Source organism: Flagellimonas cixiensis, from assembly GCF_042134615.1.
Taxonomy (GTDB): Bacteria; Bacteroidota; Bacteroidia; order Flavobacteriales; family Flavobacteriaceae; genus Flagellimonas; species Flagellimonas cixiensis.
Genome location: NZ_CP169639.1, coordinates 2,969,416 through 2,994,566 on the forward strand (window position 1 = coordinate 2,969,416; position 25,151 = coordinate 2,994,566).

General features: G+C 38.9%; 18 protein-coding genes. 6 read left to right on the plus strand and 12 right to left on the minus strand.

Features of this window, described 5'->3' with window-relative positions; all coding sequences use genetic code 11:
- Positions 1 to 67 precede the first annotated feature (67 nt).
- Both ABT310_RS13140 and ABT310_RS13145 read left to right on the plus strand, forming a co-directional pair.
- Positions 68 to 1,108, plus strand: coding sequence for a PLP-dependent cysteine synthase family protein (locus tag ABT310_RS13140; RefSeq protein WP_375324344.1), 1,041 nt, complete (start codon positions 68 to 70; stop codon positions 1,106 to 1,108).
- Between the two features lie 124 nt (positions 1,109 to 1,232).
- Complete coding sequence (locus tag ABT310_RS13145) at positions 1,233 to 2,492, plus strand: aminotransferase class I/II-fold pyridoxal phosphate-dependent enzyme (RefSeq protein WP_375324345.1); 1,260 nt, start codon at positions 1,233 to 1,235, stop codon at positions 2,490 to 2,492.
- A 90-nt stretch (positions 2,493 to 2,582) separates the two neighbouring features.
- On the opposite strand, the gene ABT310_RS13150 is transcribed toward ABT310_RS13145, so the two are convergent.
- The 7 genes from ABT310_RS13150 to ABT310_RS13180 all read right to left on the minus strand — a co-directional run bounded on the left by ABT310_RS13150 (position 2,583) and on the right by ABT310_RS13180 (position 7,575).
- A complete protein-coding gene (locus ABT310_RS13150; RefSeq protein WP_375324346.1) occupies positions 2,583 to 2,885 on the minus strand; it encodes an EthD family reductase in 303 nt (100 codons plus the stop codon).
- Between the two features lie 184 nt (positions 2,886 to 3,069).
- Positions 3,070 to 3,498 (minus strand): hypothetical protein, encoded by a 429-nt coding sequence (locus ABT310_RS13155; protein WP_375324347.1) that lies wholly within the window; start codon positions 3,496 to 3,498, stop codon positions 3,070 to 3,072.
- Positions 3,499 to 3,599: 101 nt separating this feature from the next.
- The gene (locus tag ABT310_RS13160) at positions 3,600 to 4,016 is read right to left on the minus strand and encodes a DUF3052 domain-containing protein (RefSeq protein WP_375324348.1); all 417 of its coding nucleotides are present in this window, start codon (positions 4,014 to 4,016) and stop codon (positions 3,600 to 3,602) included.
- Between the two features lie 73 nt (positions 4,017 to 4,089).
- Positions 4,090 to 4,665: a hypothetical protein gene (locus tag ABT310_RS13165; RefSeq protein ID WP_375324349.1), complete on the minus strand. Its 576-nt coding sequence runs from the start codon at positions 4,663 to 4,665 to the stop codon at positions 4,090 to 4,092.
- Positions 4,666 to 4,690: 25 nt separating this feature from the next.
- A complete protein-coding gene (locus tag ABT310_RS13170) occupies positions 4,691 to 5,311 on the minus strand; it encodes a hypothetical protein (protein WP_375324350.1) in 621 nt (206 codons plus the stop codon).
- 97 nt (positions 5,312 to 5,408) lie between these two features.
- On the minus strand, positions 5,409 to 6,527 hold the full coding sequence (locus tag ABT310_RS13175; RefSeq protein ID WP_375324351.1) for a GTP cyclohydrolase: 1,119 nt from the start codon (positions 6,525 to 6,527) through the stop codon (positions 5,409 to 5,411).
- 64 nt (positions 6,528 to 6,591) lie between these two features.
- Positions 6,592 to 7,575, minus strand: a complete 984-nt coding sequence (locus ABT310_RS13180; protein ID WP_375324352.1) for a transporter — start codon at positions 7,573 to 7,575, stop codon at positions 6,592 to 6,594.
- Between the two features lie 86 nt (positions 7,576 to 7,661).
- Here ABT310_RS13180 and ABT310_RS13185 point away from each other — a divergent pair, with 86 nt between their 5' ends.
- From ABT310_RS13185 to ABT310_RS13200, 4 genes are read left to right on the plus strand one after another with little or no spacing between them, the layout of a single operon-like run.
- Complete coding sequence (locus ABT310_RS13185) at positions 7,662 to 7,925, plus strand: DUF4834 domain-containing protein (RefSeq protein WP_375324353.1); 264 nt, start codon at positions 7,662 to 7,664, stop codon at positions 7,923 to 7,925.
- A 24-nt stretch (positions 7,926 to 7,949) separates the two neighbouring features.
- On the plus strand, positions 7,950 to 10,382 hold the full coding sequence (locus ABT310_RS13190) for a YfhO family protein (protein WP_375324354.1): 2,433 nt from the start codon (positions 7,950 to 7,952) through the stop codon (positions 10,380 to 10,382).
- A complete protein-coding gene (locus ABT310_RS13195; RefSeq protein WP_375324355.1) occupies positions 10,382 to 11,650 on the plus strand; it encodes a glycosyltransferase in 1,269 nt (422 codons plus the stop codon). The genes ABT310_RS13190 and ABT310_RS13195 overlap by 1 nt, the downstream gene beginning before the upstream one ends.
- Positions 11,650 to 13,116, plus strand: a complete 1,467-nt coding sequence (locus ABT310_RS13200; protein WP_375324356.1) for an oligosaccharide flippase family protein — start codon at positions 11,650 to 11,652, stop codon at positions 13,114 to 13,116. Before ABT310_RS13195 ends, ABT310_RS13200 begins: the two co-directional genes overlap by 1 nt.
- A 42-nt stretch (positions 13,117 to 13,158) precedes the next feature.
- Here the strand turns inward: ABT310_RS13200 and ABT310_RS13205 are convergent, their stop codons facing one another.
- The 5 genes from ABT310_RS13205 to uvrA all read right to left on the minus strand — a co-directional run bounded on the left by ABT310_RS13205 (position 13,159) and on the right by uvrA (position 24,986).
- Positions 13,159 to 14,337, minus strand: a complete 1,179-nt coding sequence (locus ABT310_RS13205) for a hypothetical protein (RefSeq protein ID WP_375324357.1) — start codon at positions 14,335 to 14,337, stop codon at positions 13,159 to 13,161.
- 113 nt (positions 14,338 to 14,450) lie between these two features.
- On the minus strand, positions 14,451 to 16,364 hold the full coding sequence (locus ABT310_RS13210; RefSeq protein ID WP_375324358.1) for an OmpA family protein: 1,914 nt from the start codon (positions 16,362 to 16,364) through the stop codon (positions 14,451 to 14,453).
- Positions 16,365 to 16,373: 9 nt separating this feature from the next.
- Positions 16,374 to 17,324 carry a type IX secretion system membrane protein PorP/SprF gene (locus ABT310_RS13215; protein ID WP_375324359.1) on the minus strand — a complete coding sequence of 317 codons (951 nt, stop codon included), beginning with the start codon at positions 17,322 to 17,324 and terminating at the stop codon, positions 16,374 to 16,376.
- Positions 17,325 to 17,379: 55 nt separating this feature from the next.
- The gene (locus tag ABT310_RS13220) at positions 17,380 to 21,924 is read right to left on the minus strand and encodes a gliding motility-associated C-terminal domain-containing protein (protein WP_375324360.1); all 4,545 of its coding nucleotides are present in this window, start codon (positions 21,922 to 21,924) and stop codon (positions 17,380 to 17,382) included.
- Positions 21,925 to 22,205: 281 nt separating this feature from the next.
- On the minus strand, positions 22,206 to 24,986 hold the full coding sequence (gene uvrA, locus ABT310_RS13225) for an excinuclease ABC subunit UvrA (RefSeq protein ID WP_375324361.1): 2,781 nt from the start codon (positions 24,984 to 24,986) through the stop codon (positions 22,206 to 22,208).
- Positions 24,987 to 25,151: the final 165 nt, after the last annotated feature.

The window sequence follows — 25,151 nt, forward strand, 5'->3', positions numbered from 1 at the left end:
AAATATTACATTTGCAGCGAGTAAATTACTTATCCTCATAAGTTTTACTCCTTACCTAATACCAGTTATGAAGAAACAGATAAATGCGCATAGCAATATCCTAGACCTAATTGGAAGTACCCCCTTAGTTAAGCTAAACAGAATCACAGCCCCACTTACTGGAAACTTCTACGCTAAATTGGAATCCTTTAATCCTGGGCACTCCGCAAAAGATAGAATTGCAAATCATATCATTGAGGAAGCCGAGCGTAAGGGTATTTTAAAACCTGATAGTACCATTATCGAAACTACTTCGGGCAACACAGGCTTTAGCCTTGCCATGGTGAGTATTGTTAAGGGTTACAAGTGTATTTTGGCAGTAAGCTCAAAATCATCTCCAGATAAAATTGACATGCTTCGTACCATGGGTGCCAAAGTTTACGTTTGTCCTGCACACGTAAGTGCCGATGATCCAAGATCGTACTACGAAGTGGCTAAAAGACTGCATAGCGAGACTCCAAATTCCATTTACATCAATCAATATTTCAATGAATTGAATATTGATGCCCATTACAAAAGTACCGGTCCTGAAATCTGGGAACAGACCAACGGACAAATTACCCATTTGGTGGCCTGTAGTGGAACAGGAGGGACTATTTCAGGAATTGCCCGTTATTTAAAGGAACAAAATCCAAATATTAAAATATTGGGGGTTGATGCATACGGTTCCGTTTTGAAAAAATACCATGAAACCGGAGAGTTCGACCATAATGAAGTATATCCATACCGAATTGAAGGATTGGGTAAAAACTTGATTCCCGCCGCAACCGATTTTAACAGTATTGACCGTTACGTTAAGGTAACCGATGGCGAAAGTGCACATATGGCCCGTAAATTGGCTCATACTGAGGGAATTTTTGCAGGATATACCAGTGGTGCCGCTACACAAGCATTGTTTCAATTGAACACCGAAGGTGAATTTACGGAAGACAGTAACGTAGTTGTGGTATTCCCAGACCATGGTTCAAGGTATATGAGCAAAGTGTACAGCAACGAATGGATGGAGAATCAAGGCTTTTTCGATATCCAGGATGCCGAAGTGCCCGAAAAGATTGAGTATATCAAATAAAACACTACTACTCTATAACACCTCAGAACGGCAATGATTTTCATTGCCGTTTTTTATTGGAAAAATTCGTTATGTGAGGTTCATAAAAATCTATACTTTTGCATTTGAAACAAATTAAAGGTAGATGAGAGATTTATTCGATAGAATCATTGAGAACAAAGGACCATTAGGAAAATGGGCTTCACAGGCTGAAGGGTATTTTGTTTTTCCAAAATTGGAAGGACCTATTTCCAATAGGATGAAATTCCAAGGAAAAGATGTAATAACCTGGAGTATCAATGACTATCTCGGATTGGCCAATCTGCCGGAAATTAAGAAGGTTGACGGAGAAGCTGCTTTGGAGCACGGGGCCGCTTACCCAATGGGAGCTCGAATGATGAGTGGACACACTGATTACCATGAGCAATTGGAAAATGAATTGGCAGCGTTTGTCAATAAAGAAGCTTCGTACCTGTTAAACTTCGGTTACCAAGGTTTTATGTCCGTAATTGACGCCTTGGTTTCCAAAGACGATATTATTGTTTACGATGTAGATTGCCACGCCTGTATTATTGATGGTGTGCGTTTACATATGGGAAAACGTTTCACATTTAAGCACAACGATCCAGAAAGTTTGGAGAAAAACTTGGAGCGTGCCACTAAAATGGCCAATGAGACTGGTGGAGGTATTTTGGTTATTTCCGAAGGAGTATTCGGAATGCGCGGTGAACAAGGTATTTTAAAAGAAATTGTTGCCCTTAAAGATAAATACCAATTTAGATTATTGGTTGATGACGCCCATGGGTTTGGAACTTTGGGTAAAACAGGTGCCGGAGCAGGAGAGGAGCAAGGAGTTCAAGACCAAATTGATGTCTATTTGGCCACTTTTGCAAAATCAATGGCAGGAATCGGTGCTTTTGTTGCTGCTGATAAAGAAATTATTGAGTATTTAAAATACAATCTCAGATCGCAAATGTTCGCGAAATCTTTGCCCATGGTATACGTAAAAGGTGCCTTGAAAAGATTGGATATGTTGCGTACGATGCCAGAATTGAAAGCCAAACTTTGGGAAAACGTAAATGCGCTTCAAAACGGACTTAAAGACCGTGGATTTGATATTGGAACCACCACAAGTTGTGTTACACCAGTGTATTTGAACGGTAGTATCCCTGAAGCGATGGCCTTGGTGAAAGACCTACGTGAGAACCATGGTATCTTCTGTTCTATCGTGGTATATCCCGTAATCCCAAAAGGATTGATTCTTTTACGTTTGATTCCGACCGCAACGCACACAATGAAAGATATCGAGGAAACTCTCGATGCTTTTTCTGCCATTAGAGAGCGTTTGCAAAATGGAACTTACAAAAGACTTTCTGCTGCTGTAGCTGCCGCAATGGGGGAATAATCAGGTAAGAATTCCAGTCATTTATTAATAAAAATGCTTCCTGTTTTTCAATAACGGAAAGTGCGACCAATCTATTATTAAAATATCTGGTCATTCACCAATCAATACCACTGGAGCACCTCCTGAGGATATACGATTGGCATCCGCTGCAATTTCTAGCATCCCTGGCGAAGACATCGCTTCATACAATGCTTCAGCAGACTCGAATGGCATGGTAAACATCTGGTAATACGGTGAAGTACTACCTGGTTGTGAAATAAATTTAGTTATGGTATAGGGTTTCACATGTACGGGGATATGTGTTTTTTCATGAAAAAGCGCAATATGGCCTACATAATCTTCTTCAAACTTATTTACATCAATGGGTTGAGGGTAAAGAACAAACAAATTCATTGGTAGTAGTTTTAATTGATGCCTACTCTAATCGGTTTTCGGCTTACCCCGTAGTCGCAGTAAATTATTATCTGATGGTTGATTTCACAAAAAATCAAGAGTGATAATCAAACATTTTAAAATGAAGTAATTTGTATCGTTTTGGCGACGATGCTCTACCAGCTATAAATAGGGTATTTAGCTTTTATTTTGAATACAAGGCTTTTTTTCCAATAACCAGGTTTATCAATATTCTTAGTATAAAATACACAAGCAGTATAATAATAAATGGACCAAAACTTAATTTAAAGTGTAATTCACCAAACGGCCATAACAACTTATCTAATAAGGGCCCAAATACTGCTATGTATAGTGAAAGCCAAATTCCAATAGCTGCTACTTCAATTACTAAATTTTTCCTGTTGAACATTTTTTGAACGGCCATTTTTATAAATGGGACAACCAAAATGAATGATAATACACCTGAGAAACTAAACATAAGCCAATACCATGGATGTTGTGCGAAAACAGACCCGTCTCTATTTATATGATCGAAATAATCAAAAATGGTATATCCAATAAGAATAATTATTAAATAGCTTAAAGGGTATTTAAATAGCTCCGATATTTTCATACTTCTTTTTTATCCTCTTTTATGAGTTATGAGGTATAGTTTCATACATTCAATGGTACCCTTATTCCTTGTATTATGGTGAAATTTTACCATTTGTTTTTTTACCTATCTTTTTTTCTGTACACAAACTTATGTCCGCTCCAATCTGCATCAATAGCAGCAACCTTGGTGTCTACAAGCCCGTTCTTAAGTCCAAAATTCAATATGAATAGTTGATCTAAATCGGTTTCGATTTTTGAGCTTTTTTTAGGCCAACTGATCCATAACATTCCATCTTTTCTAAGATTGGGTTTTGCTATTGAAAAATAGTGAACCAATTCTTCTTTTGTTGTACAAAAAATATGAATGAAATTAATTGTGTTGGGTATTTCCTGTTCCTGAAGTATGTCCACATCTTTTGGGAAATGCTCAAAAAAATCAGGATAACTTTTTGGGGTATTGAAAACCTGAAGAGCATCCCCTTCTTTTATGCCCAACTTTTTTGCAAGTGGGGTGCCTGAATATCCTACGGTTTTCATAAATCGGTGAATGTCTTATTGAACGGAACTTATCACCAACAATTTAGGGCATTTTCAGATAGGAAAGAGGTTCTTAGAATCTAATCCCAAATTTCAAGGATAATTCCGGGTTAAGAAAAGGAGGGTCGTAAACCTCATTGTCAACCATGATGTTGTCGTCTCCTGCAAACCGAAGACTTAATCCTGCCCATGGACTCAAATAAAATCTTTTACTCAAATTTATGAGGTAGCCTAGGCTTCCATTCCATAAAAAGCTTTGGTAGGATGTTGTTTCAATTTTTTGTGCAGATCTAATGGTACCATCCCATAAAACCAATCCGCTACCAAGCCATAAACCTGTTTGGTTCTCTTTTAAAAAATAATCGGCGATAAGGGCGTAGGAGTTGATTTTATTGTCGGTAAACCCATCTGGAACAATAAAATCTGGCATATTGACCTTTGCGAAAAGTGCGCGGCCCCCAAAATGACCTTTTCTAGCCCAAATAGCTCCAAAATAACCTCCAGTAATATAAGGGAGTATATCTATTTCTATACCAGCCTTTAGCTTTTCTTGTTGTTGCGCTTGAGTGGTTTGAACAAGCAAAATCAGCGCAATAAAACCGACAAGTATTTTGCTATGCCTTGTAAATAGAGGTATGGTAAAGGTCATGCTACCTTAAATTGGCTACACTAAATTAAAGCTTTTTAAGCTCAAGGGTGTCCAAAAATAAATCCACGATCTTTTTGTCTTCAGGATAATCTTCATTCAATAACATTGTCACAACGATGATGCCTTCATCTTTTCTACCGTAAGTGGCCACCGTATAGACTTCTTTATCTCCCTTATAGGTCAAAGTAGCTTGAATCCCTTCAATGGTTTGCCCGCTTTTGAGTTGTTTTTTGAATTCTGCCTCTGTTTTCTCATAACCATAGGTAATGCTCTCCTTGGTGATTTCGTTGAGCATCAACCGCGTTAAACTGCTCGGGTCAATGGTTCTGTATTTTTGCACCATAAAACCATTTCCGGTAGAGCTCATGATCATGCATTGATCTATACCTTCATCAATATCTGAATTGGAAACACTATAGGTTTTATCGTGACTGAAGGATACCATGTCATCGGAATAGGTCAACACATCTGGCTGTGTTAATTTCAGGGTCAAACTTTCACCTTTAGCAGTTTTGTACTGAACTTCTTGGTTTAAGTCTACTTGAACCGAATCTTGATTGATAATTATAAAATAGTTCCCTTGTGCCTGAGCAAAATGGATAAAACCCAAAAGGAACAACCCTAAGGTGATGATTGATTTTCTCATAGTTTAAATGGTCAACACTTTATTGTGTTGGTTGGAAGGTATAAAACGAGAATTGTGTTTGGGTATTGTTTAAATTTATGATGATGTTTTTATTGGATTAAAGGTCTTTGACGTAAGTGCAGCGTCTTTTAATAACCTTTGGGTCAAAATGTTTCCACATCTGCTGAATGGCAAGATTGTCCTCCAGTTCTGGCGTTCTGATACAGTTAATAACACCTCGTTTTTTAAAAGTGTGGTAAAATTCATTAAAAATGATGGAGGTAACCCCTTTATTTTGATAGTTAGGGTGAATTCCAATCAGGTAAAAAATGGCGTCGGTACTCTTTTTTCGGGCCCTTAGTAAGTGGAATATACCAAATGGAAACAGTTTTCCATTTGCCTTTTGAAGTGCTCTGGAAAAAGAAGGCATTACAATCGCGAAGGCTACCAAATTGTCATCAGAATCAATAACAAATTTGATATACTCAGGGTTGATAAAACTGATATATTTCTTCTTGAAGTACTCTTTTTGAATATCTGTAATCCTTACAAAGGAGGATAATTTGGAATAGGTATCATTAAAAAGATCAAACATTTTATCCACCCAAGGCATGATTTCGGAACTTTTGGTAAAATTCATTTCCTTAAGACCATATCTTTTCTTGATCAGCAAGTTGGCCTTTTCAAAAAGCTTTGGGTCGGCATTCGCAGCCAAAAATTTACTCTCCCTATACTGTTTTTCCACTTTAAAACCATGTTTTTCAAAATGGGATTGATAATAGGGATGGTTGTACCAAGTGACCATGGTGCCAATGTGGTCAAAGCCTTCCGTAAGCACCCCAACCTTATCCAAATTGGAAAAACCAACCGGGCCTTCCATATATTCCAAGTGATGTTCCTGGCCAATTTCCCGTACTTTGTCCAACAAGGCTTTAGAAACTTCAAGGTCATCGATAAAATCAAACCACCCAAAACGCATTTTCTTCACGTTTTGGTCTTTAACTTCCAGCCAGTTGATAATGGCAGCCACACGACCAACAATTTTATCGTCTTTTAAGGCTAAAAAGAAGGTAGCTTCTGCATCTTTAAAAACGGGATTTACCGTTTTGTCAAAGGATTCCATTTCGTCTTTGATGATAGGTGGCACCCAATATGGCGACCCTTTATAGAGTGAAAATGGAAATTTTACAAAGCGTTTTAAGTCAGATTGGTTCTGGACTTCTTTTACGGTAACCATACATCCTAATTATTCCCCAATATTAGGAATATTACCTTCAGTAGAAAAGTCTAGTGGGCAAAACTTAAAAATCTATGCCGTCTTTATTTCTTTTCTTACGCTTTTTTGATTTTTTCCTATTGGAATTCTTTTTGATTTTTCCGTTCACACCGGATTGTTGTTCAACAATAGGGATGAAATCATCTTTGTGAAAATCCAGGCGATAGGAAAAGCCCAAAACCACAAAAACCCTTGAGGGAGAATCGTTAAACCCTGAACCCAAATGGAAATCAGCTTGGAAGTTCTTGTTGATCAAGCGTGCCACTCCGGTTCTTAAGATCACATCGGAATAACGCTCACCAGAAATACCCTGCCCTTCAAAAAACACGCTCCATCTGGGGTCCCGAAAGGCATGTGTTACCGAAAGAGCATAACGCCATTCAGGAAAATCGGTTCCAATTCTGTCGTATGCAATATTTGAAATCAAAACAAACCTTGGTGAAAGTCTGCTTTGTGTAGCAATGGCACCACGATAGGAAATGGTAGGTTCACCAACATAAAACGGATTGTCTCCCAAGGTAAAATTGGCGCCACCATAAAGTGAAACGGCTGGAATCAAGTTTTTCCATTGGAACAGGTTATTGGCCCTCCAACTATATAAATTGGGTTTGTTACGTTCTGGATCCTTATAGGGGTCAAAAATTAAATATTTTAGACCAGCTCTATTTCGAGAAAAGTTGGTCAATTTGCCCTCTATGCCCAAATCGGGATAGGTTATGTTTTGTGTGATAAAGGAGCCTTCTACATTAATTTCCAATTCTTCAAAAAGCAATCCGTATCTCAAGGCATAATCCACCCCAAAAATGTTGGAATCGGAATTTAAATCTACATTATCCTGTTGTTCATACAACATTCCCACTTCGGCCTGCACCACATTTTTACCTACGGCATAGGCACTGGCAGCACGTCCGGGCCTATTGGAATTGATGACATCGGTATACTGGGCGCAAAGAATTGCTGGAAAAAGTAAGAGTACTGCAAATGACTTTTTTACCATGGAAAAATCCATATAACTAGGTTTTAATACTATTTTAAGATACGTTTGACGGGTTTCCGAGACTAACAATGTAATTTTGAAACAATAATGAAAGCTATATGGTTTTACTGAAAACGATATTAATAGGCATCTTATTATACTATGGCTTTAAATTGCTCTGGAAATGGTTGGCGCCAAAAATGCTCAACTATGCCGTAAAGAAGACCAATGAAAAATTTAGTCAGCAGTTTGGCAATTATCAAGATAACTTTGGGCAACAGAAAAGGGAAGGTGAGACAATTGTAAACAAAAAGACCTTCGATAAAAAATCCAATCCCTCAAAAAAAGTTGGAGAATACATAGATTTTGAGGAAATTGATTAATATTTGTCTTTTCAAAACCTATCCATGAATCTTTCTCCAAAAGCCCTTATTACACATATTTGCGTTATCGGTTTATTTATTCTTGCCTCACTGGTTTATTTTTATCCAGTGCTGCAGGGGAAGGCCATTTACCAATCGGATATTGCCCAATATAAGGGAATGGCCAAGGAAAGAAACGATTACAAGGAAGTTACAGGAGAAGAATCGTATTGGACCAATAGTGCTTTTGGCGGTATGCCCACCTATCAGTTAGGGGCCAATTACCCACATGATTATGTAAAAAAACTCGACCGATTGATTCGGTTTTTGCCCAGACCAGCAGATTATCTTTTTCTTTATTTGGTGGGCTTCTATATTTTATTGCTTTGCCTCAAGGTCGATTTTAGATTGGCCGCTCTGGGAGCTCTGGCCTTCGGGTTTTCAACCTATCTCATCATCATTTTGGGGGTAGGTCACAATGCCAAAGCCCATGCCCTCGGCTATATTCCCATGGTTCTAGGAGGAATACTACTGGTCTTTAGAAAAAAATACGTGTTGGGCTTTATATTGACTGCATTGGCCATGGCGCTGGAAATCAGTGCTAACCACTACCAAATGACTTATTATTTTATGTTACTGGTGCTGGTATTTGGTTTGGTCTACCTTATTTATGCTATCAAGGAAAAGGAATTAAAGCATTTTTTTATCTCTGTCGGACTTTGTGTGTTGGCTGTGGTCCTGTCTATTGCCACCAACGCTACAGGCCTTATGGCTACAAAGGAATATGCCGATTGGAGCACCCGTGGAAAATCGGAATTGACCATTAATCCAGATGGAAGCCCAAAAGAGCCAAGTACTGGTCTGGACAGGGATTATATTACCCAATATAGTTATGGCATTGCCGAATCTTTGGATTTGTTTGTGCCAAGATTGTTTGGAGGTTCAGGAGGAGAGGATTTAGGAAAAAACTCCAAAGCTTATGAATATTTGACCAATCAAGGACTGTCGCCAAGCAAGGCATTGGAATTATCAAGTGGTTTGCCTTTGTATTGGGGCGACCAGCCCATTGTTGCGGGTCCAGCCTATGTGGGTGCGATTATTTTCTTTTTGTTTGTTTTGGGAGTGATTTTGGTGCCTGGTAAGAAAAAGTGGTGGTTACTTTCGGGTGCAATTTTGTCCTTGGTACTGTCCTGGGGAAAAAATTTCTCTTTATTGACCAATTTTATGATTGATTACTTCCCACTTTACAACAAGTTTAGGGCAGTTTCCTCCATTCAGGTGGTGTTGGAACTCTGTTTGCCGCTTCTAGGTGTTTTAGGGCTGCGTGAATTATTCAAATCTTCAGTGGATTCCAAAGAAAAAATGAAGGCTTTAAAATTGAGTTTCTTCATTGCTGCAGGACTGGGTATTTTGATTTTCCTTTTAAAAGGGTTCTTCAATTTTGAAGGAATGCGTGACGAAATGTACCGTGGCTATTTTGGCGATGAACTAATGGGCATGATCCAACGTGATCGTGAAGCCGTTTACATTAGCGATACCATTAGATCATTGATTTATGTTGCTCTGGCTGCCGCCGTGTTATGGTTTTTTATCAAAGATAAAATCAACAAAAACATCATGGTCTTTACCTTGTCAGCCTTGATTTTGTTCGATTTGGTGGGTGTGGCCTTACGATATGTGAATGAAGGTGATTTTGTGCGTCAACGTCAGGTGAACGAACCTTTTCAGGCAAGTCAAGTAGACCAAATGATTCAGCAGGATGATGCCATATTCCGGGTATTTGACCCTAACGAAGGCTTAAATGGGGCTAGAACATCCTATTTCCATAAGTCCATTGGGGGGTATCATGCCGCAAAACCTAGAGCATTGGAAAATTTGGTGGAATATCATTTGTATAGAAACAATCTTGAGGTGTTGAATATGTTGAATGTGAAATATATTATCCAACAAGATGAAGATGGTAGCAGTTTCCCTGCTTTGAATGATGATGCCAATGGAAATGCTTGGTTTGTTTCTGAATTATTGCCCGTTGCCTCAGCTAATGAATCTATTCAAAAATTGACAGATTTCAATTCCAAGTCTCAAGCGGTGGTGAATACCCAAACATATCCTAGCCTTACCAAACATCGTTATGAAGTGGACTCTTTGGCTCAAATTAATTTGGTGGATTATCGTCCGGATTATTTAAAATATCAATCAGCTAATTCTAGCGATGGCTTCGCAGTCTTTTCGGAAATGTATTATCCATCGGGCTGGAATGCATTTATTGATGGAGAACCCCAACCGCACTTTAAAGTGGATTATGCACTGAGAGGCATGAAAATTCCAGCAGGGGAGCATCAAATCGAGTTTACATTTGAACCCCAGGTGGTACAAACCGGAAGTCAAATTTCCCTAGCAGCGTGCATTCTTCTTGGATTAATAATTGTTGGAGGGGTGGGCTTTACGCTTTATCCTAAAAAATCGGAAGATTCGTAATGCGAAAGGTTTTGGTCATAGCGTACTATTGGCCTCCTGCTGGGGGACCAGGGGTACAACGGTGGCTTAAATTTGTAAAATACCTTCCGGATTTTGGTTTTGAACCTATTGTTTATGTTCCAGAGAATCCAAGTTATCCCATTATGGATGAAAATTTGGTTTCAGAAGTACCAGAACATGTCAAAATTTTAAAGAAGCCCATTAGAGAACCTTATGCGTGGGCCTCCCTTATTTCCAAAAAGAAAACCCAGACCATAAGTTCAGGCATCATCAAAGAAAAAAAGCCTTCTTTGATTGAAAAGCTATTGCTTTGGGTACGGGGCAACCTATTTATTCCCGATGCTCGGAAACTTTGGGTGAAACCTTCCACTACATATTTGGCCAAAGTAATTGCAGAGGAAGGCATTCAAACCATTATTACAACCGGCCCCCCTCATAGTTTGCATTTGATCGGGTTGGGACTCAAGAAAAAATATAATATTCAGTGGATTGCAGATTTTCGAGATCCTTGGACCTCTATCGGTTATCATAAAAAATTACGGCTAACCCAATATTCAAAACAAAAACACAAGTCATTGGAGAAAGGTGTGTTGCTGAAGGCCGATAAAATAGTGGTGACAAGTCACGCCACTAAATTAGAATTTGAGGCCATCACTCCCAAACCCATAAAAGTCATCACCAATGGTTTTGACGATGATCTAGCAACAGTTACATTGGATAAGGCATTTACTATTTCGCATATTGGCTCATTGCTAACCGGCAGAAACCCTTTAGGGTTTTGGAAAGCTGTACAGGAATTGGCCAATGAAAATGAAGACTTTAAAAACGCTGTCAACATTCAATTGGCCGGAGTAGTAGGGGAAGAGGTGATTGCATCCATCAAGGAATTTGAACTGGAAGGATTTGTGCATCAATTAGGCTATTTATCCCATGACGAGGTTTTACAAGTTCAGCAAAAATCCCAATTACTTTTGTTGTTGGAAATTGATTCCGAAGAAACCCAAGGCATAATTCCAGGTAAACTTTTTGAATACTTCAACGCTAAACGTCCTATTTTGGCCATTGGACCTAAAGAGTGGGAGGCAGGTGCCATGGTCGTGGAACATAAAGCAGGTAATTTTTGTTTGCATACCGATGTTGTGCAATTAAAATCGGTACTTTTAGATGCCTTTAAGCACTATCAAGCAGGAAATTTAAATTGCAATTCCATTGGAATAGAACAATTTCACAGAAAGGCATTAACGGAATCTCTGGCTAAATTTATATAATGGGCGTTGTTCTAAAACAATCCATACAAAATGTAGTGGTTACCTATGTGGGGTTCTTGTTTGGGGCCGTCAACACCCTATTTTTATACACCAAAATTTTACCGGATGAATATTATGGACTGGTCACCTTTATTTTAGCGTCGGGTGCTATTTTAATGCCCTTAATGGCATTTGGAGTGCACAATACTTTGGTGAAGTTTTATAGTGGGTATACCGAACAGGAGAAAGACAGCTTTTTAAGTTTAATGTTGTTGACACCCTTATTGGGAATTTTGCCCATTGCACTGATTGGTTTTGTTTGGCATGATGCTTTGGGCGATTGGGTTTCTCAAGTAAACCCCATGGTGAAAAATTATTTATGGTATGTTTTTTTGGTGGGACTTGCCATGGCTTATTTTGAGGTTTTTTACGCATGGTGCAAAGTGCATATGAAATCGGTCTTTGGTAATTTTATGAAGGAGGTCTTTGCACGAATCGGAGTTTCGGTACTGTTGCTCCTTTTTTATTTTGATGTAATTAGTTTGGATGTGTTTTTTAAGTGTTTGGTTGGACTCTATCTCTTAAGAACCATCGTTATTCAACTTTACGCTTTCCGATTGCGGTTTCCTAAACTCAACTTTCATTTTCCAAAGGGAACCAGGGAAATACTTTCTTATTCGTTTTTAATTATTTTAGGAGGTTCGGCAGCATTGATTTTGTTGGAAATCGACAAAGTGATGCTCAATCAGTTCATCAGCATTGAAAATGTGGCTTATTATGGCGTTTCGGTCTACATTGCAACAGTTATTATTGTTCCCTCGCGTTCAATGCACCAAATCACTTATCCGTTAACGGCGGAACTTTTGAATACTGGTGATATTGATGGGTTGGGAAAATTATATCAAAAATCTTCTTTGACCTTGTTTATCGCTTCAGGTATTTTGTTTGTGCTGATTATCCTCAACCTTACGGACCTTTATCAAATGCTACCGGAGAATTATCGAAATGGTTTTACCATTGTTTTTCTAATTGGTTTGGCTAAGGTGATGGATTCATTGTTGGGAAACATTAACTCTATTCTCTATAACTCCCAATACTATAAAACCGTGCTCATTTTTGGGGTTTGTTTGGCTGGATTGACCATTGTTTTGAATTTAATTTTAATTCCTAGGCTTGGATTGGAAGGTGCTGCTTTGGCCAGTTTTGTTTCCATTTTCATTTTTAATTTGGTCAAATTGGTTTTTGTGAAACAAAAATTTGGCATTATGCCCTTTACAGCAGCTACCTTTAAGGTGTTTGTAACTTTTTTAGTATTGGGTTCATTATTTTCATTGTTACAGTTCCCGTTTCAACCCATTTTTAATATTGCCCTTAAATCGGCCTTGATTATCCTTATGTTTCTTGGTATTCTCTATCGATTTAACCTATCTGAAGATGTTTCGGACATTATGGCCAAATGGCTCAAAAAAATACCCCGCAGGGAATAAATCCATCTACGGGGTAAACAACTAACCAACCTAAAAACTTATCTAATTCCTTCTAGAATTATTTGATTTTGCAGCTCTTGAAGCACCTGCTTTTACTGTTCTTGAGCTATTGCCTCTACTTTTTACTGTAGTTCTCGAACTTTTATTTACAGTCGCTCTACTGCTATTTCCAATACCTCTACTACTTACAGATTTACTTGCTTTTCTGTTTGTAGATTCTGGTCTTCTATACGTTGTCTTGGTGGAACGTGTAACCGTTCTCCCATTATTGTTTGTGGTTACCCTTTTGGTGTTCACACTGGTTCTGTTGGGTGACCGTGTAACCGTTTTAGAGGAAACACTCCTGCTACTTCTATTGCCATTATCGTTTCTTTTATAATCGCTTTTACGAATAGCTTTACCAGGTGCAGCTTGTCTTCTCACAGTATTATTGGAACTCGTTACACTATTTCCTTTTCTGTAATTGTTTTGCTCAACATATTTATTGTTCCTACCTGAATTTCCACGTCTTTGTACATTGTTGTCACGTACAGCAACCCTTCTATCATTTCGGTAAATGTTATCTCTTCTGTAACGATTATCGTTTCTATATTCCTTACCAACTTTAGCATAGGATCTACGTGTGTTATATCTGTAAGGTGCATAATAGGTGTACCTTACTGGGCTATAATATCTTCTGTACGGTCTTGCATACACATTACAAAATCCAACTGCAGGTCTAGCAAAATACCTATGGTACGGTCTGTACACATAATGTCTGTTGTAGATGTTGATGTATCCGGTGTAGTGACTAAATACTCCACCTCGGTAATAGATGTTCAAACCTCCGATTCTACGAACTCTACCATTGTTGTACCAGATGTCAACATTACCAATTTGTGAAACACGTCCGTAATAATCGTAGAATACAGGAATGTTCTCTACTTGTACCACTGCACCGTAATCATCATACTGTACAAACGGGTTATAGTTATATCCGGAGTTGAAGGTAACCCCAACATTACCAATTTGGGCACCAACATTTACATTGACTCTATTATCCATGTAAAAATCGAACTCACCATCTGGATATACTGAAAAGGTTACTCCATCTTCCATAAAGATGAAAGAATTTCCATATCGATAAGTATCAACTATTATGGTTGTATTATCTATTGATGCTGCTTGGATACTTGGTATGCCAAAAGCAATCGCTGCTATAAAGAGTACTAACTTTTTCATACTATAGGGTTTTAAGTTCAAGATGTAACTATTTACATCCACCCATTAAGTATCAAGCAGCGTGCCAAAAATTTTTAATCAATGTAACTAGCTGATAAATAGATATGTAAAAATTATTTTTTAATAATAAACATAGACCTTCGATTTAGTTGATGTTCTTCCTCGGAACATTTTACACCATTGGAACAGTTGTTTAACAGTCTAGTTTCACCATAGCCTTTTGCGGTTAACCTACTTGCAGAAATGCCATGGTCAATAAGCCATTTTCTGGTGGAACGCGCCCTGTTTTCGGACAACCTTAGGTTGAATGATGAACTGGATCTGGAATCGGTATGGGATTCTATGTGGATTTTAAGTTGTGGATACTCTTTCAAGGCCTGTAAAATTTTAGCCAATTCTACCTCGGCATCGGGTCGAATATTGTATTTGCCATAATCAAAATAGATGGGCTGTAAGTCCAATCGGCAGCCAAGGTCATCTGGTGGGCAATCTGGAACCATTTGAATATCTACTTGAAGCGCATTTTTTCCACGGGGCGTGGTTAACGTGGTTTCTGTGGGATGGTATTTTCCATCCTCGTAAGAAACCCTGATGGCATAAGGCTGTAAACAGTCTATATTATCGGAAAATGAGTAAATACCTGTTTCCGAGGTCTTTTGCTCCTCCAAAGGATTATTTTTATCATCAATTAATATAATGGTGGCGTTGGAAACCGGCGCACCGGTTACCGCATCCGTAACAAGTCCTTCGATGGTGATGTCACAGCTTTCATAAAATGCATAGATGTCGTCAGAAACACTACCATCTTCACCATCTCTATTGGAAGAAAAGTAACCACTGTTCAAGGTTTCATTTATAATGAACCCGAAATCATCTTGATTGGTATTTATAGGTTGTTTAAGGTTGGTCACTTCGGAATACTTCCCTTTGAGGTTCAAGGAAACCACAAAAATATCCAATCCGCCCAGGCCTACGTGGCCATCACTGGAAAAGTATAGATTATTGGTCTCGCTAATAAATGGGAACGATTCACGTTCAATAGTATTTATGGTATTTCCAAGGTTTACCGGTTTTCCATAATGGTCACCTCCCAAAATATCTACATACCAAATATCAGATTTACCTAAGGTTCCCGGCATATTAGATGAAAAATACAAGCGTCTTTCGTCAATGCTAAGCGTTGGATGAGCCACAGAATAGGCATCGCTATTAAAAGGCAATTCTTTAATATTGGTCCATTCGCCCTTGGAATTTTTTTCTGCCTTGTAAATTTTGAGCCCCACTAATCTATTCTTCCCTCTCTTTTTCTTTCCATTGATGTAATTGTTTCTTGTAAAATATACCGTTTCGCCATCTTTGGTAAATGCAGTAGAGGATTCGTGGTAAGGCGTATTGATTTTTCCACGTAAAGCAATTGGATTTTTTAATTTCCCGACCGAATCTATTTCAGCTTCATACAGATCCAAGAAAGGGAGACCTGTCCACTCATCCGTTTTACTCCCTTTTGAGCTTTTTGATGCTGAAGCGTAGACTATTTTTTCTCCATAATAGGAAGGCCCAAAATCAGAACTGCCTGAAGATTCGGTGGCGTTAATAAAAGTGTATTCCGTTTCGGTGGAATCTAAAAGTGCATTTAAGGTATAATGATTGGTTGTAGAATTTTGAATGGATTCTTGGTATTTTTCCATCATTTTGGAAGCAGCAGCGTATTGATCAATACTTTTTAAAGATTGAGCATATCTATAATAGTAATCTGCATCCATTGCTTCGGGATAATTCATCAAAAGTCTATTGTACCATTCTACAGCCTCTACATATTCACTGTTGAAATAATAGGTGTCTCCCAATTTTTTGAACACTTGGGCCGATTGATAACCATCTTTTACGATGTTTAGGTAAATCTTTCGGGCATCTATATAAGCATAGTTGTCAAATTCTTCATTGGCCTTTTTAATTTTAGGGTTTTGGGCGCAAATATTTAGCGTTAGAAGAAATAAGGATATAATTGGGAGGAATCTTGTTTTCATGCTAAAATTTTAAAAGAACCTTGGGGTTAGGATTCGGTCCGATCTATTGAAAATTTCAAAACGCAGAAAGACTTCATAAGAACCGTTACTGTATTGTTCCAAATTGGTAGTTTGGTAATCATAAGCAAGTCCTGCAAAAAATCCCCTTGAAATTTGAAAGCCTGCCATGGCACTGAAAGAAGCACTCCAGCGATAGGAAGCTCCAAGAACAAATTTTTCGTTGAACATAAAATTTGCAGCAAAATCCCATTGTAATGGAGCACCACTTACATATTTTACCAAAGTAGTTGGCTTGAATTTTAGATTTCTGTTCAAATCAAATACGTAGCCCGTAATGAAAAAATAGTGTAGGCGTTCTATAGCAATGTCATCTTTATCCGGGTTTTCAAGAGAGCTTTCATCAAATTGCTCCGTATTTAAAAAATTGGGCACCGACAAACCGGCGTAAAACTTCTCACTATATAAATAAAGGCCGGTTCCCAATTGCGGTTGCAGCTTGTTGTCTACAGTGCCTTGGAAGAATGGGTCTGTGGGATCAAAAATTTCTAATTTGGAATAATCAATATTCAATAGGTCCAAACCTGCCTTAAGACCAAATGCCAATCTTGTTGTGTTGGTCAAATAAATTTTATAGGACCAATCCATTACAACATTAGCTTCTGTAGCCGGACCAATTTTATCATAAACAAGTGAGAGACCCAGCCCCATATCATTGTAACGACCCACAGGTGTATTCATCGTAAAAGTCCCCGTTTCAGGAGCCCCCTCAAGATTCATCCATTGTGTTCTTCCTAAAAAACCAAAACTTAAGGCCCCTCTAGATCCGGCATAAGCTGGATTTACAATTTGGGTATTGTACATGTACTGTGTGTATTGCGGGTCTTGCTGGGCATAAATTATTTGGGAAAAGATCAAACATAATATTGCAATACGACAAAGAATTTTAATTGGTTTAAACATTTTGGTTCTTTATATAAGAGGTAAAAGGATGGATAATTTTATGTTGAAATTCGAATTAATCCCTGTTGATGTAGAGGTATCCTGAGTAACTGCTTTCCCCTGGATGCTCCCCTGAAAAACTTAAGATGTAGAAATAGGTGCCGCTGGGTAATTCCTTATCTTTTTGAAGCGTTGCACGACCTTCTGAAATTCCATGGAACAAATTTGAATCTTGGCCATAACCATTGGACTCATAGACCAGTACACCCCATCGATTGAAAATTTTCAAGTTATTGTCGGGATAGTTTTCAATTCCGTTGATTTGGAAATAGTCATTAATACCATCGTTATTTGGAGTAATACCATTGAAAATCTCAAATTCTGTAATTGGTCCTGGAATATCACACATATCGTTGGGCACTAAAGTTTGTGTGGGATCATTCTCATCTGGACTGTTATCGTCAGAGATATCGGATACAGAAAAATCGATATTGGTCAGCTTGGCTGAAACTGTTGCCGAATTGGTCACCAAACCTGTATCGATGTCATTTTGGGTGAGGGCATAATTGGCTTCATAGGTCCAAGTTTCACCGACCGATAAGATATTGTCGTTGTTGGTGTCGGTTCCAGCAACTGGACCCGATACAGTACCTCCAAATAGATTATTATCCGTAAGAACTACTTCTCGTAGGTTTAAATCACCAGGGTTGGACACGGTGAAGGTGTAATTGATACTTTCTGGACATCCATTGTTGTCCAAACCGGATAAAATTGCCGTTTTTATCAAGGTAATTCTTGGGGAAGCATCAGCTATGCAAGAACCGGGTGGAACAAGTGTAATGGTATATCCATCAGCATCTATTGCAGTTTCATGGGAATAATCGGAGATAGGTATATTGGTTTGATCCACCATTCCAGAAGCAAGGGCTCGGTTGGACACTTGACCTTCATCCAAATCGGCTTGGGTCAAACCGTGAAGAGCTTCATAAACCCATGTTTCTCCTACTGACAATATTCCATCATCATTGGCATCAAACTCAGGTAATAATCCGCTAATTTCTTCACCTAAAAAATCATCTTCAAGAGTAATATTAATGATGTCAACTTCGCCATTGTTTGTCAATTCAAAAGTGTATACAATGCTATCGGAACAACCATCGCCATTAACGTCGACCAAATCACCTTGTTTTAAGAGGTACATGTTGGCGGCGCCTTCTGCACAGGCCTCACTGAACTGGGTGATTGTTTCACGATCCTCTATATTATTTGTGTGGTCGGAAAGGTCCGAAACGGGTAGATCATACCCAACCGTTAAGGCTGTAACCGATGCTTGATTTTGAACCTCACCTGCATCGATATCATCTTCAGTCAAGTCATAAATAGCTTCGTAAGTCCAAGATTCATTTGGGGATAGCATTTCATCTAAACCTATATCATCACCATCCAAAGGACCAGGAATGTCAGTAAGTCCCAATTCATCCTCATCCTCAACAATGATTCCATAGAGATTGGTCGTACCAGTATTGGTTACCATAAACCTGTAGACAATACTTTCAAAACAACCATCATTATTGACATCTAGGGGAGTTCCCGTTTTTATAAGCCCGATGTTGCCAGTACCTATTACACAGGCATCATTGGGCACTTGGGTAGTTGTTTCACGATCTTCAATATTGTTTGTATGATCAGAGAGATCGAACATTGGCAAATTAAGTCCCTCAGTTAAGGCCGTGACGGTTGCTTGGTTAGTAACCTCTCCAGCATCAATATCATTTTGGGTTAGGGGGTAAAGTACTTCATAGGTCCATACTTCATTTGGAGACAAAATGCCGTCCAATCCAATATCACTGCCTTCTGTTGGACCCGGAATATCTGCAAGACCCAATAGTTCTTCATCTTCGACTACAATTGAATGTAGATTTACTTCTCCCGTATTGGTCACGGTAAAGGTATATCGAATGCTATCATCACAGTCATATTGGTCGGCATTTATAACTTGGCCAGTTTTTATCAATCCTATGCCAGCACCTCCATCAACGCAACCATTGGTTATCTCGGTTATTGTGGGTCGGTTGTTAAATTCATCGGTATGATCGGAATCATCGGCCACGGGGAGTTCTAGGCCTACAGTTTTGGCAACAACGGTTGCTTGGTTTACTTTTACGCCTAAATCTAAATCTTCTTGTTTTATGGCATATACGACCTGATAAAACCAAACTTCGCCCACCGATAGGATTCCGTCCATATCAATATCATTGCCTTCCATAGGTCCAGGAATATTCGCTAAACCGAGTTCGTCTTCATCTTCCAGCACAATGTCCTTAAGATCCACACCCCCAGTATTGATAACTTCAAACGTATATAGAATGCTTTCGTCACATCCATTTTCGTCCAAATCGTGTACTTCGCCTGTTTTTATAAGAGCGATGGCTCCAGAGCCCTCAATACAGGCATCATTGGCAACTAGGGTATGGGTTTCGTTGTCATCAATATTGTTATCAAAATCGGAATCATCGACAACAGGTAGGTTTAAACCTTCGGTAAGCCCAACAACAGTAGCTTGATTAATTACTTCTCCAGCATCAATATCTTCTTGTTTTAGTTGATATAGTGCTTCGTAAGTCCATACTTCATTGGGGGACAAAATGCCATCCAAACCAATATCACTGCCATCCGTAGGTCCTGGAATATCGGCTAGTCCCAATTGATCCTCATCTTCAACAACAATAGAATGAAGATTTATTTCGCCAACGTTTGTTACGGTAAATGTGTAAAGGATACTTTCATCACAACCATTTTCATCAGCATCAATCGGCACTCCCGTTTTGATCAAGGCTATTTCTGGATTACCTTCGGAACAACTAGTGGTTACAATTACTCTTGTCCACCGGTTATTGAAATTATCCGTATTATCTGAATTATCGGAAACAGGAAGTTCCAGTCCTACTGTTTTTCCCATCACCGTTGCTTGGTTGACCACTGAACCTAAATCTATATCTTCTGGTGTAATGGCATAAACGGCATGATACGTCCACACTTCGCCTACTGAAAGAATTTCATCCATACCTATGTCGCTACCCTCTATTGGGCCTGGAATATCAGCAAGTCCTAATAATTCTTCATCCTCCAGTACAATATCTTTAAGGTCCACATCGCCCATATTGGTCACGGTGAATTCATAAAGAATACTTTCGTCGCAACCATCCCCATCAAGATCATACAAATCACCTGTTTTTATAAGTGCAATGCCTCCTGCGCCATCGGCACAGGCATTGATTACTGGTGTTCTGGTCATTCCATTTAGGAATGGATCACTTGAGTGGGAGTCGTCCTGCACCAAAACATTGGAGCCTACAGTATAAGCATCCACGGATGCTTGGTTATTCACACTTCCGTTATCAATATCGATCTGTTTAATGGCATAAAGTGCTTCATAGGTCCAAGTTTCTCCAACGGAAAGAATTTCATCCATTCCAACATCACTGTTTTCGGTTGGGCCAGGAATATCCACAAGACCTAAAACATCCTCATCCTCAATTACGATGTCATACAAATCCACATTCCCTGTATTGGTGACTGTGAATTTGTAAAGGATGCTGTCAATACATCCATCTTCATTCACATCAACGTAGCCATCACCAACTTTTACCAATCCTATTTGTGCAAAATCAATACATGCGGGTTCATCAATTGCAGTAATGGTAAAGTCATCGCTGTTAAAATCATCTGGATGAGAATAATCGGATACCGGAGTGTCCGTATTTACAATTTCGGCATTAACAATGGCTTGATTTTGCATTGTACCCCCGATCAATAAATCAGTGTCGATTAGCCAATTAAAGGTGTAACTCCATGTTTCACCTGGAGATAAAATCCCATCGTTACCTACGTCATCAGCGGCTGAGGGACCAGGGATATTGCCTTCATACACCACGGGGTCTGTAACAACCACTTGATCTAGAGGCATATTTCCTGTATTTTGAACGGTAATTTGGTAAACTATGGACTCTTTACATCCATCGGCGTTCAAATCTTGATTGTCGCCTATTTTAAGTATTCCAATATTGGGGTTTTGGCAGAGGCTTAGGTCCATAATAGTTTCATCATTTTCCAAGCCGCTATTATCATCAGATAAATCTTGTACAGTAACCCCAGGTTGACCTTCCACGTCAGCAGTTATGGTGGCTTGATTGGTAACCGACCCAGCAATGATATCTGCTGGTAAAATATTATAAAAAGCTACATACACCCAACCTTCACCAGGATCTAGTTTTCCATTTAGGTTGGTATCTCCAGAAGCTGGACCGGCAATATCTCCCCCTAGCAAGGGATCGTTTACAACCACATTGATAAAAACTTCATCTTCTGTACTCTGGTTTTTTGCCGTAAAAGTATATTCAATCATATCACACCCATCTGCAGCACCTGAAATATCTCGAGGAATTCCAGTTTTGACCAGTGTGATTTGAGGCACATAAGGAGTAGATATTTCGTTTTTATGAAGAATAGGTTCATTGTTTCCCATGTAACTTCCAAAAAGACTAAGGGAACAAAAAAGTATCAACAGTAATAGAACCAATAAAGTAATGGCCCTTTTGTTTGGGAGTAGTTGTTTTAGCATACGTTAGTTTTTTGGTGTAGTTGGGAACTGTTCACCAAAGCGCTTAAACAATTAAAAAGGTAAGATTTAGGAACAGCACATTAATTGGTAAATATCGATTTATGATCAATACGGTGTTGTTACCAATTAACGGATAGGGGGTTTGAGTTGACGGTTCGCCATTTTGATTTGACGAAATGTAAAGAGGAAGCCTTAAATAAATTTAAGACCCATAGGTTTTTGCAAATATTATCTTACAAAACTGATATTGAGAAGGATAAGATGTGAGTAATATAATTTATCTAAACTAATTTAGGCTGCAAATAGGTAACTGTATGGGATTCTTTGTTGGATATAATTTCCTCAGGGGTACCCTCCACAACCAAATTTCCGCCATCTTCCCCTCCTTGTAGTCCCAGATCGATAATATAATCGGCACATTTAATCAAGTCGATATTGTGCTCGATGACGATAACAGAATGTCCTTTATCAATCAATTCATCAAAAGATTTAAGTAGTTTTTTAATGTCGTGGAAATGAAGCCCAGTGGTGGGTTCATCAAAAATGAAAAGTGCTTTTTCCTTGGTATTCCCCTTTACTAAAAACGAAGCCAATTTTATACGCTGTGCCTCGCCACCTGAAAGGGTAGAGGAGGACTGCCCCAAAGTTACATACCCCAATCCTACATCTTGAAGCGGTTGTAACTTATTTACAATTTTGGTCTGTTTATAGGTTTTAAAATGGACAATGGCATCATCGATGGTCATATTTAAAAGGTCATTAATGTTTTTGTCCTCAAACTTGACCTCTAGAATGTCTTTTTTGAAGCGTTTTCCGTTACAAGCATCGCATTCCAAATGCACATCGGCCATGAATTGCATCTCCACAGTGATTTCACCCTCACCCTTACATTTTTCGCAGCGACCACCATCCACATTAAAAGAGAAATGCTTTGCTTGATATCCACGAAGCTTGCTCAATTTTTGGGATGCGAACAGACTTCGAATATCATCATACGCCTTTATATAGGTAACGGGGTTGGAACGGGAAGATCGTCCAATGGGATTTTGATCTACAAATTCTACATGTTTTATGTGGGCGTATTTGCCTTCAATAGATGAAAACTGACCCGCTTTTTCACCATAACCGCCAATTTCCTTTAAAATAGCCGGATACAGTATTTTTTTAATGAGCGTACTTTTTCCACTACCGGATACTCCTGTAACCACGGTAAGCATATTTAAAGGAAAAGTAACGTTGATGTTTTTAAGATTGTTCTCGCGTGCTCCTTTAATTTGGATGTAGTGTTTGGAATTTCTTCGTTCTTTGGGCACCTCAATTTCCATAGTACCATTAAGGTAAGAAGCTGTCAAGGATTCGGAATTTAAAATAGTTTCCCATGAACCTGCTGCCACGACTTTTCCGCCCAAAGTTCCTGCTTCGGGGCCTATATCGATGATTTCGTCCGCAGCTTTCATAATATCCTCATCATGTTCCACTACGATCACGGTATTTCCCAGATCACGTAGGGATTTTAAAACCTCAATTAGGTTCTCGGTATCCTTGGGGTGCAAACCAATACTCGGCTCGTCCAAAATGTACATGGAGCCCACCAAACTACTCCCCAAAGATGTGGCTAGGTTAATACGCTGACTTTCCCCTCCAGATAAGGTGTTTGATTTTCTATTAAGGGTGAGGTACCCCAATCCCACTTTATCCAAAAATTCCAAGCGGGTGGTAATTTCTTTCAATAATCGATTGGAAACCGTTGTATCGTGTTCGGATAATTGAAGCTCCTCGAAAAATGGAATCAATTTTTTAATGGGAAGTTCAATCAAATCTGAAATGGATTTGGCTCCCACGGTTACGTAATTTGCTTCTTTGCGTAATCGCTTTCCCTTGCAAACGGTGCATTTGGTTTTACCTCGGTAACGAGACAACATTACCCGATTTTGGATCTTATAGCTCTTCTCTTCAAGTTGCTCAAAGAATTCATTCAATCCCACAAAATGCTCGTTGCCTTCCCAAACCAATTGTTGTTGTGCTTCCGAAAGTTCGAACCAAGGTTTGTGAATGGGAAAATCAAATTTGTAAGCTGAGTTTACCAATTGATCACGATACCATCCCATGCTTTCTCCCCGCCAAGGAAACACAGCATTTTCATAAACCGATAGGGCTGTATTGGGAATCACCAAATCTTCATCAATACCGATTACATCGCCATAGCCCTCACATTTGGGACAGGCTCCATAAGGATTGTTAAAACTGAACAAGTGCACATTGGGTTCTAAAAACTTTATCCCATCCAATTCGAACTGGTTGCTAAACGTTCTGGTGTCGCCGCTGCCCAAGTTCTCAATGGCGCAAACTCCTTTTCCTTCAAAAAAGGCATTGTCTACCGCATTGGCCAAACGATTGTAGAAATCTTCATCATCTTTTATTATGATTCGGTCGACCACCAAGTCAAATTCCCGACCAATATCTTCAGGTGCTTGATCTATTCGTATTACTTTACCTTGATACTTGATTCTAGCATACCCTTGTTTGGAAAAAAGTCCTAGTGATTTTAAGGGCTCCCTATCTTCTTTAATTTGGATAGGAGCAAGCAACAATAATTTATCTCCCTCAGATAACTCCTTTATATAATTGATAACATCGGTTACCGTATGCTTTTTTACTTCCTTGCCAGAAATGGGGGAGATGGTCTTCCCAATTCGCGCATATAATAATTTAAGGTAATCGTAGATTTCGGTAGTCGTGCCCACCGTAGACCTTGGGTTGGTGGAATTCACTTTTTGCTCGATGGCAATGGCAGGAGCTATACCTTTAATATATTCCACCTTAGGTTTGTCCAACTTGCCCAAAAACTGTCTGGCATAAGACGAAAGACTTTCCACATACCTACGTTGCCCTTCCGCATAAAGGGTATCAAAAGCCAGGCTCGATTTTCCTGAACCGGATAAGCCCGTAATAACCACCAACTTATTTCGGGGAATTACAACATCTATATTTTTAAGGTTGTGCAGCTTGGCACCTTTTATGATGATATTTTGCTTTGGATCAACATTGATATTGACTGGCATATGCTAAAATTAGGGACTCAAAGATACGATTCACAACACTTAATACGTATATTGCATCAGTTAACATATAAAAATCGGCAACTCACAACATAGATTGTAGATCGCCTGTCTATTTATCTATATTTGAAGTGTAATTAAAATTCTGATAGGCCTATACAGCAATAA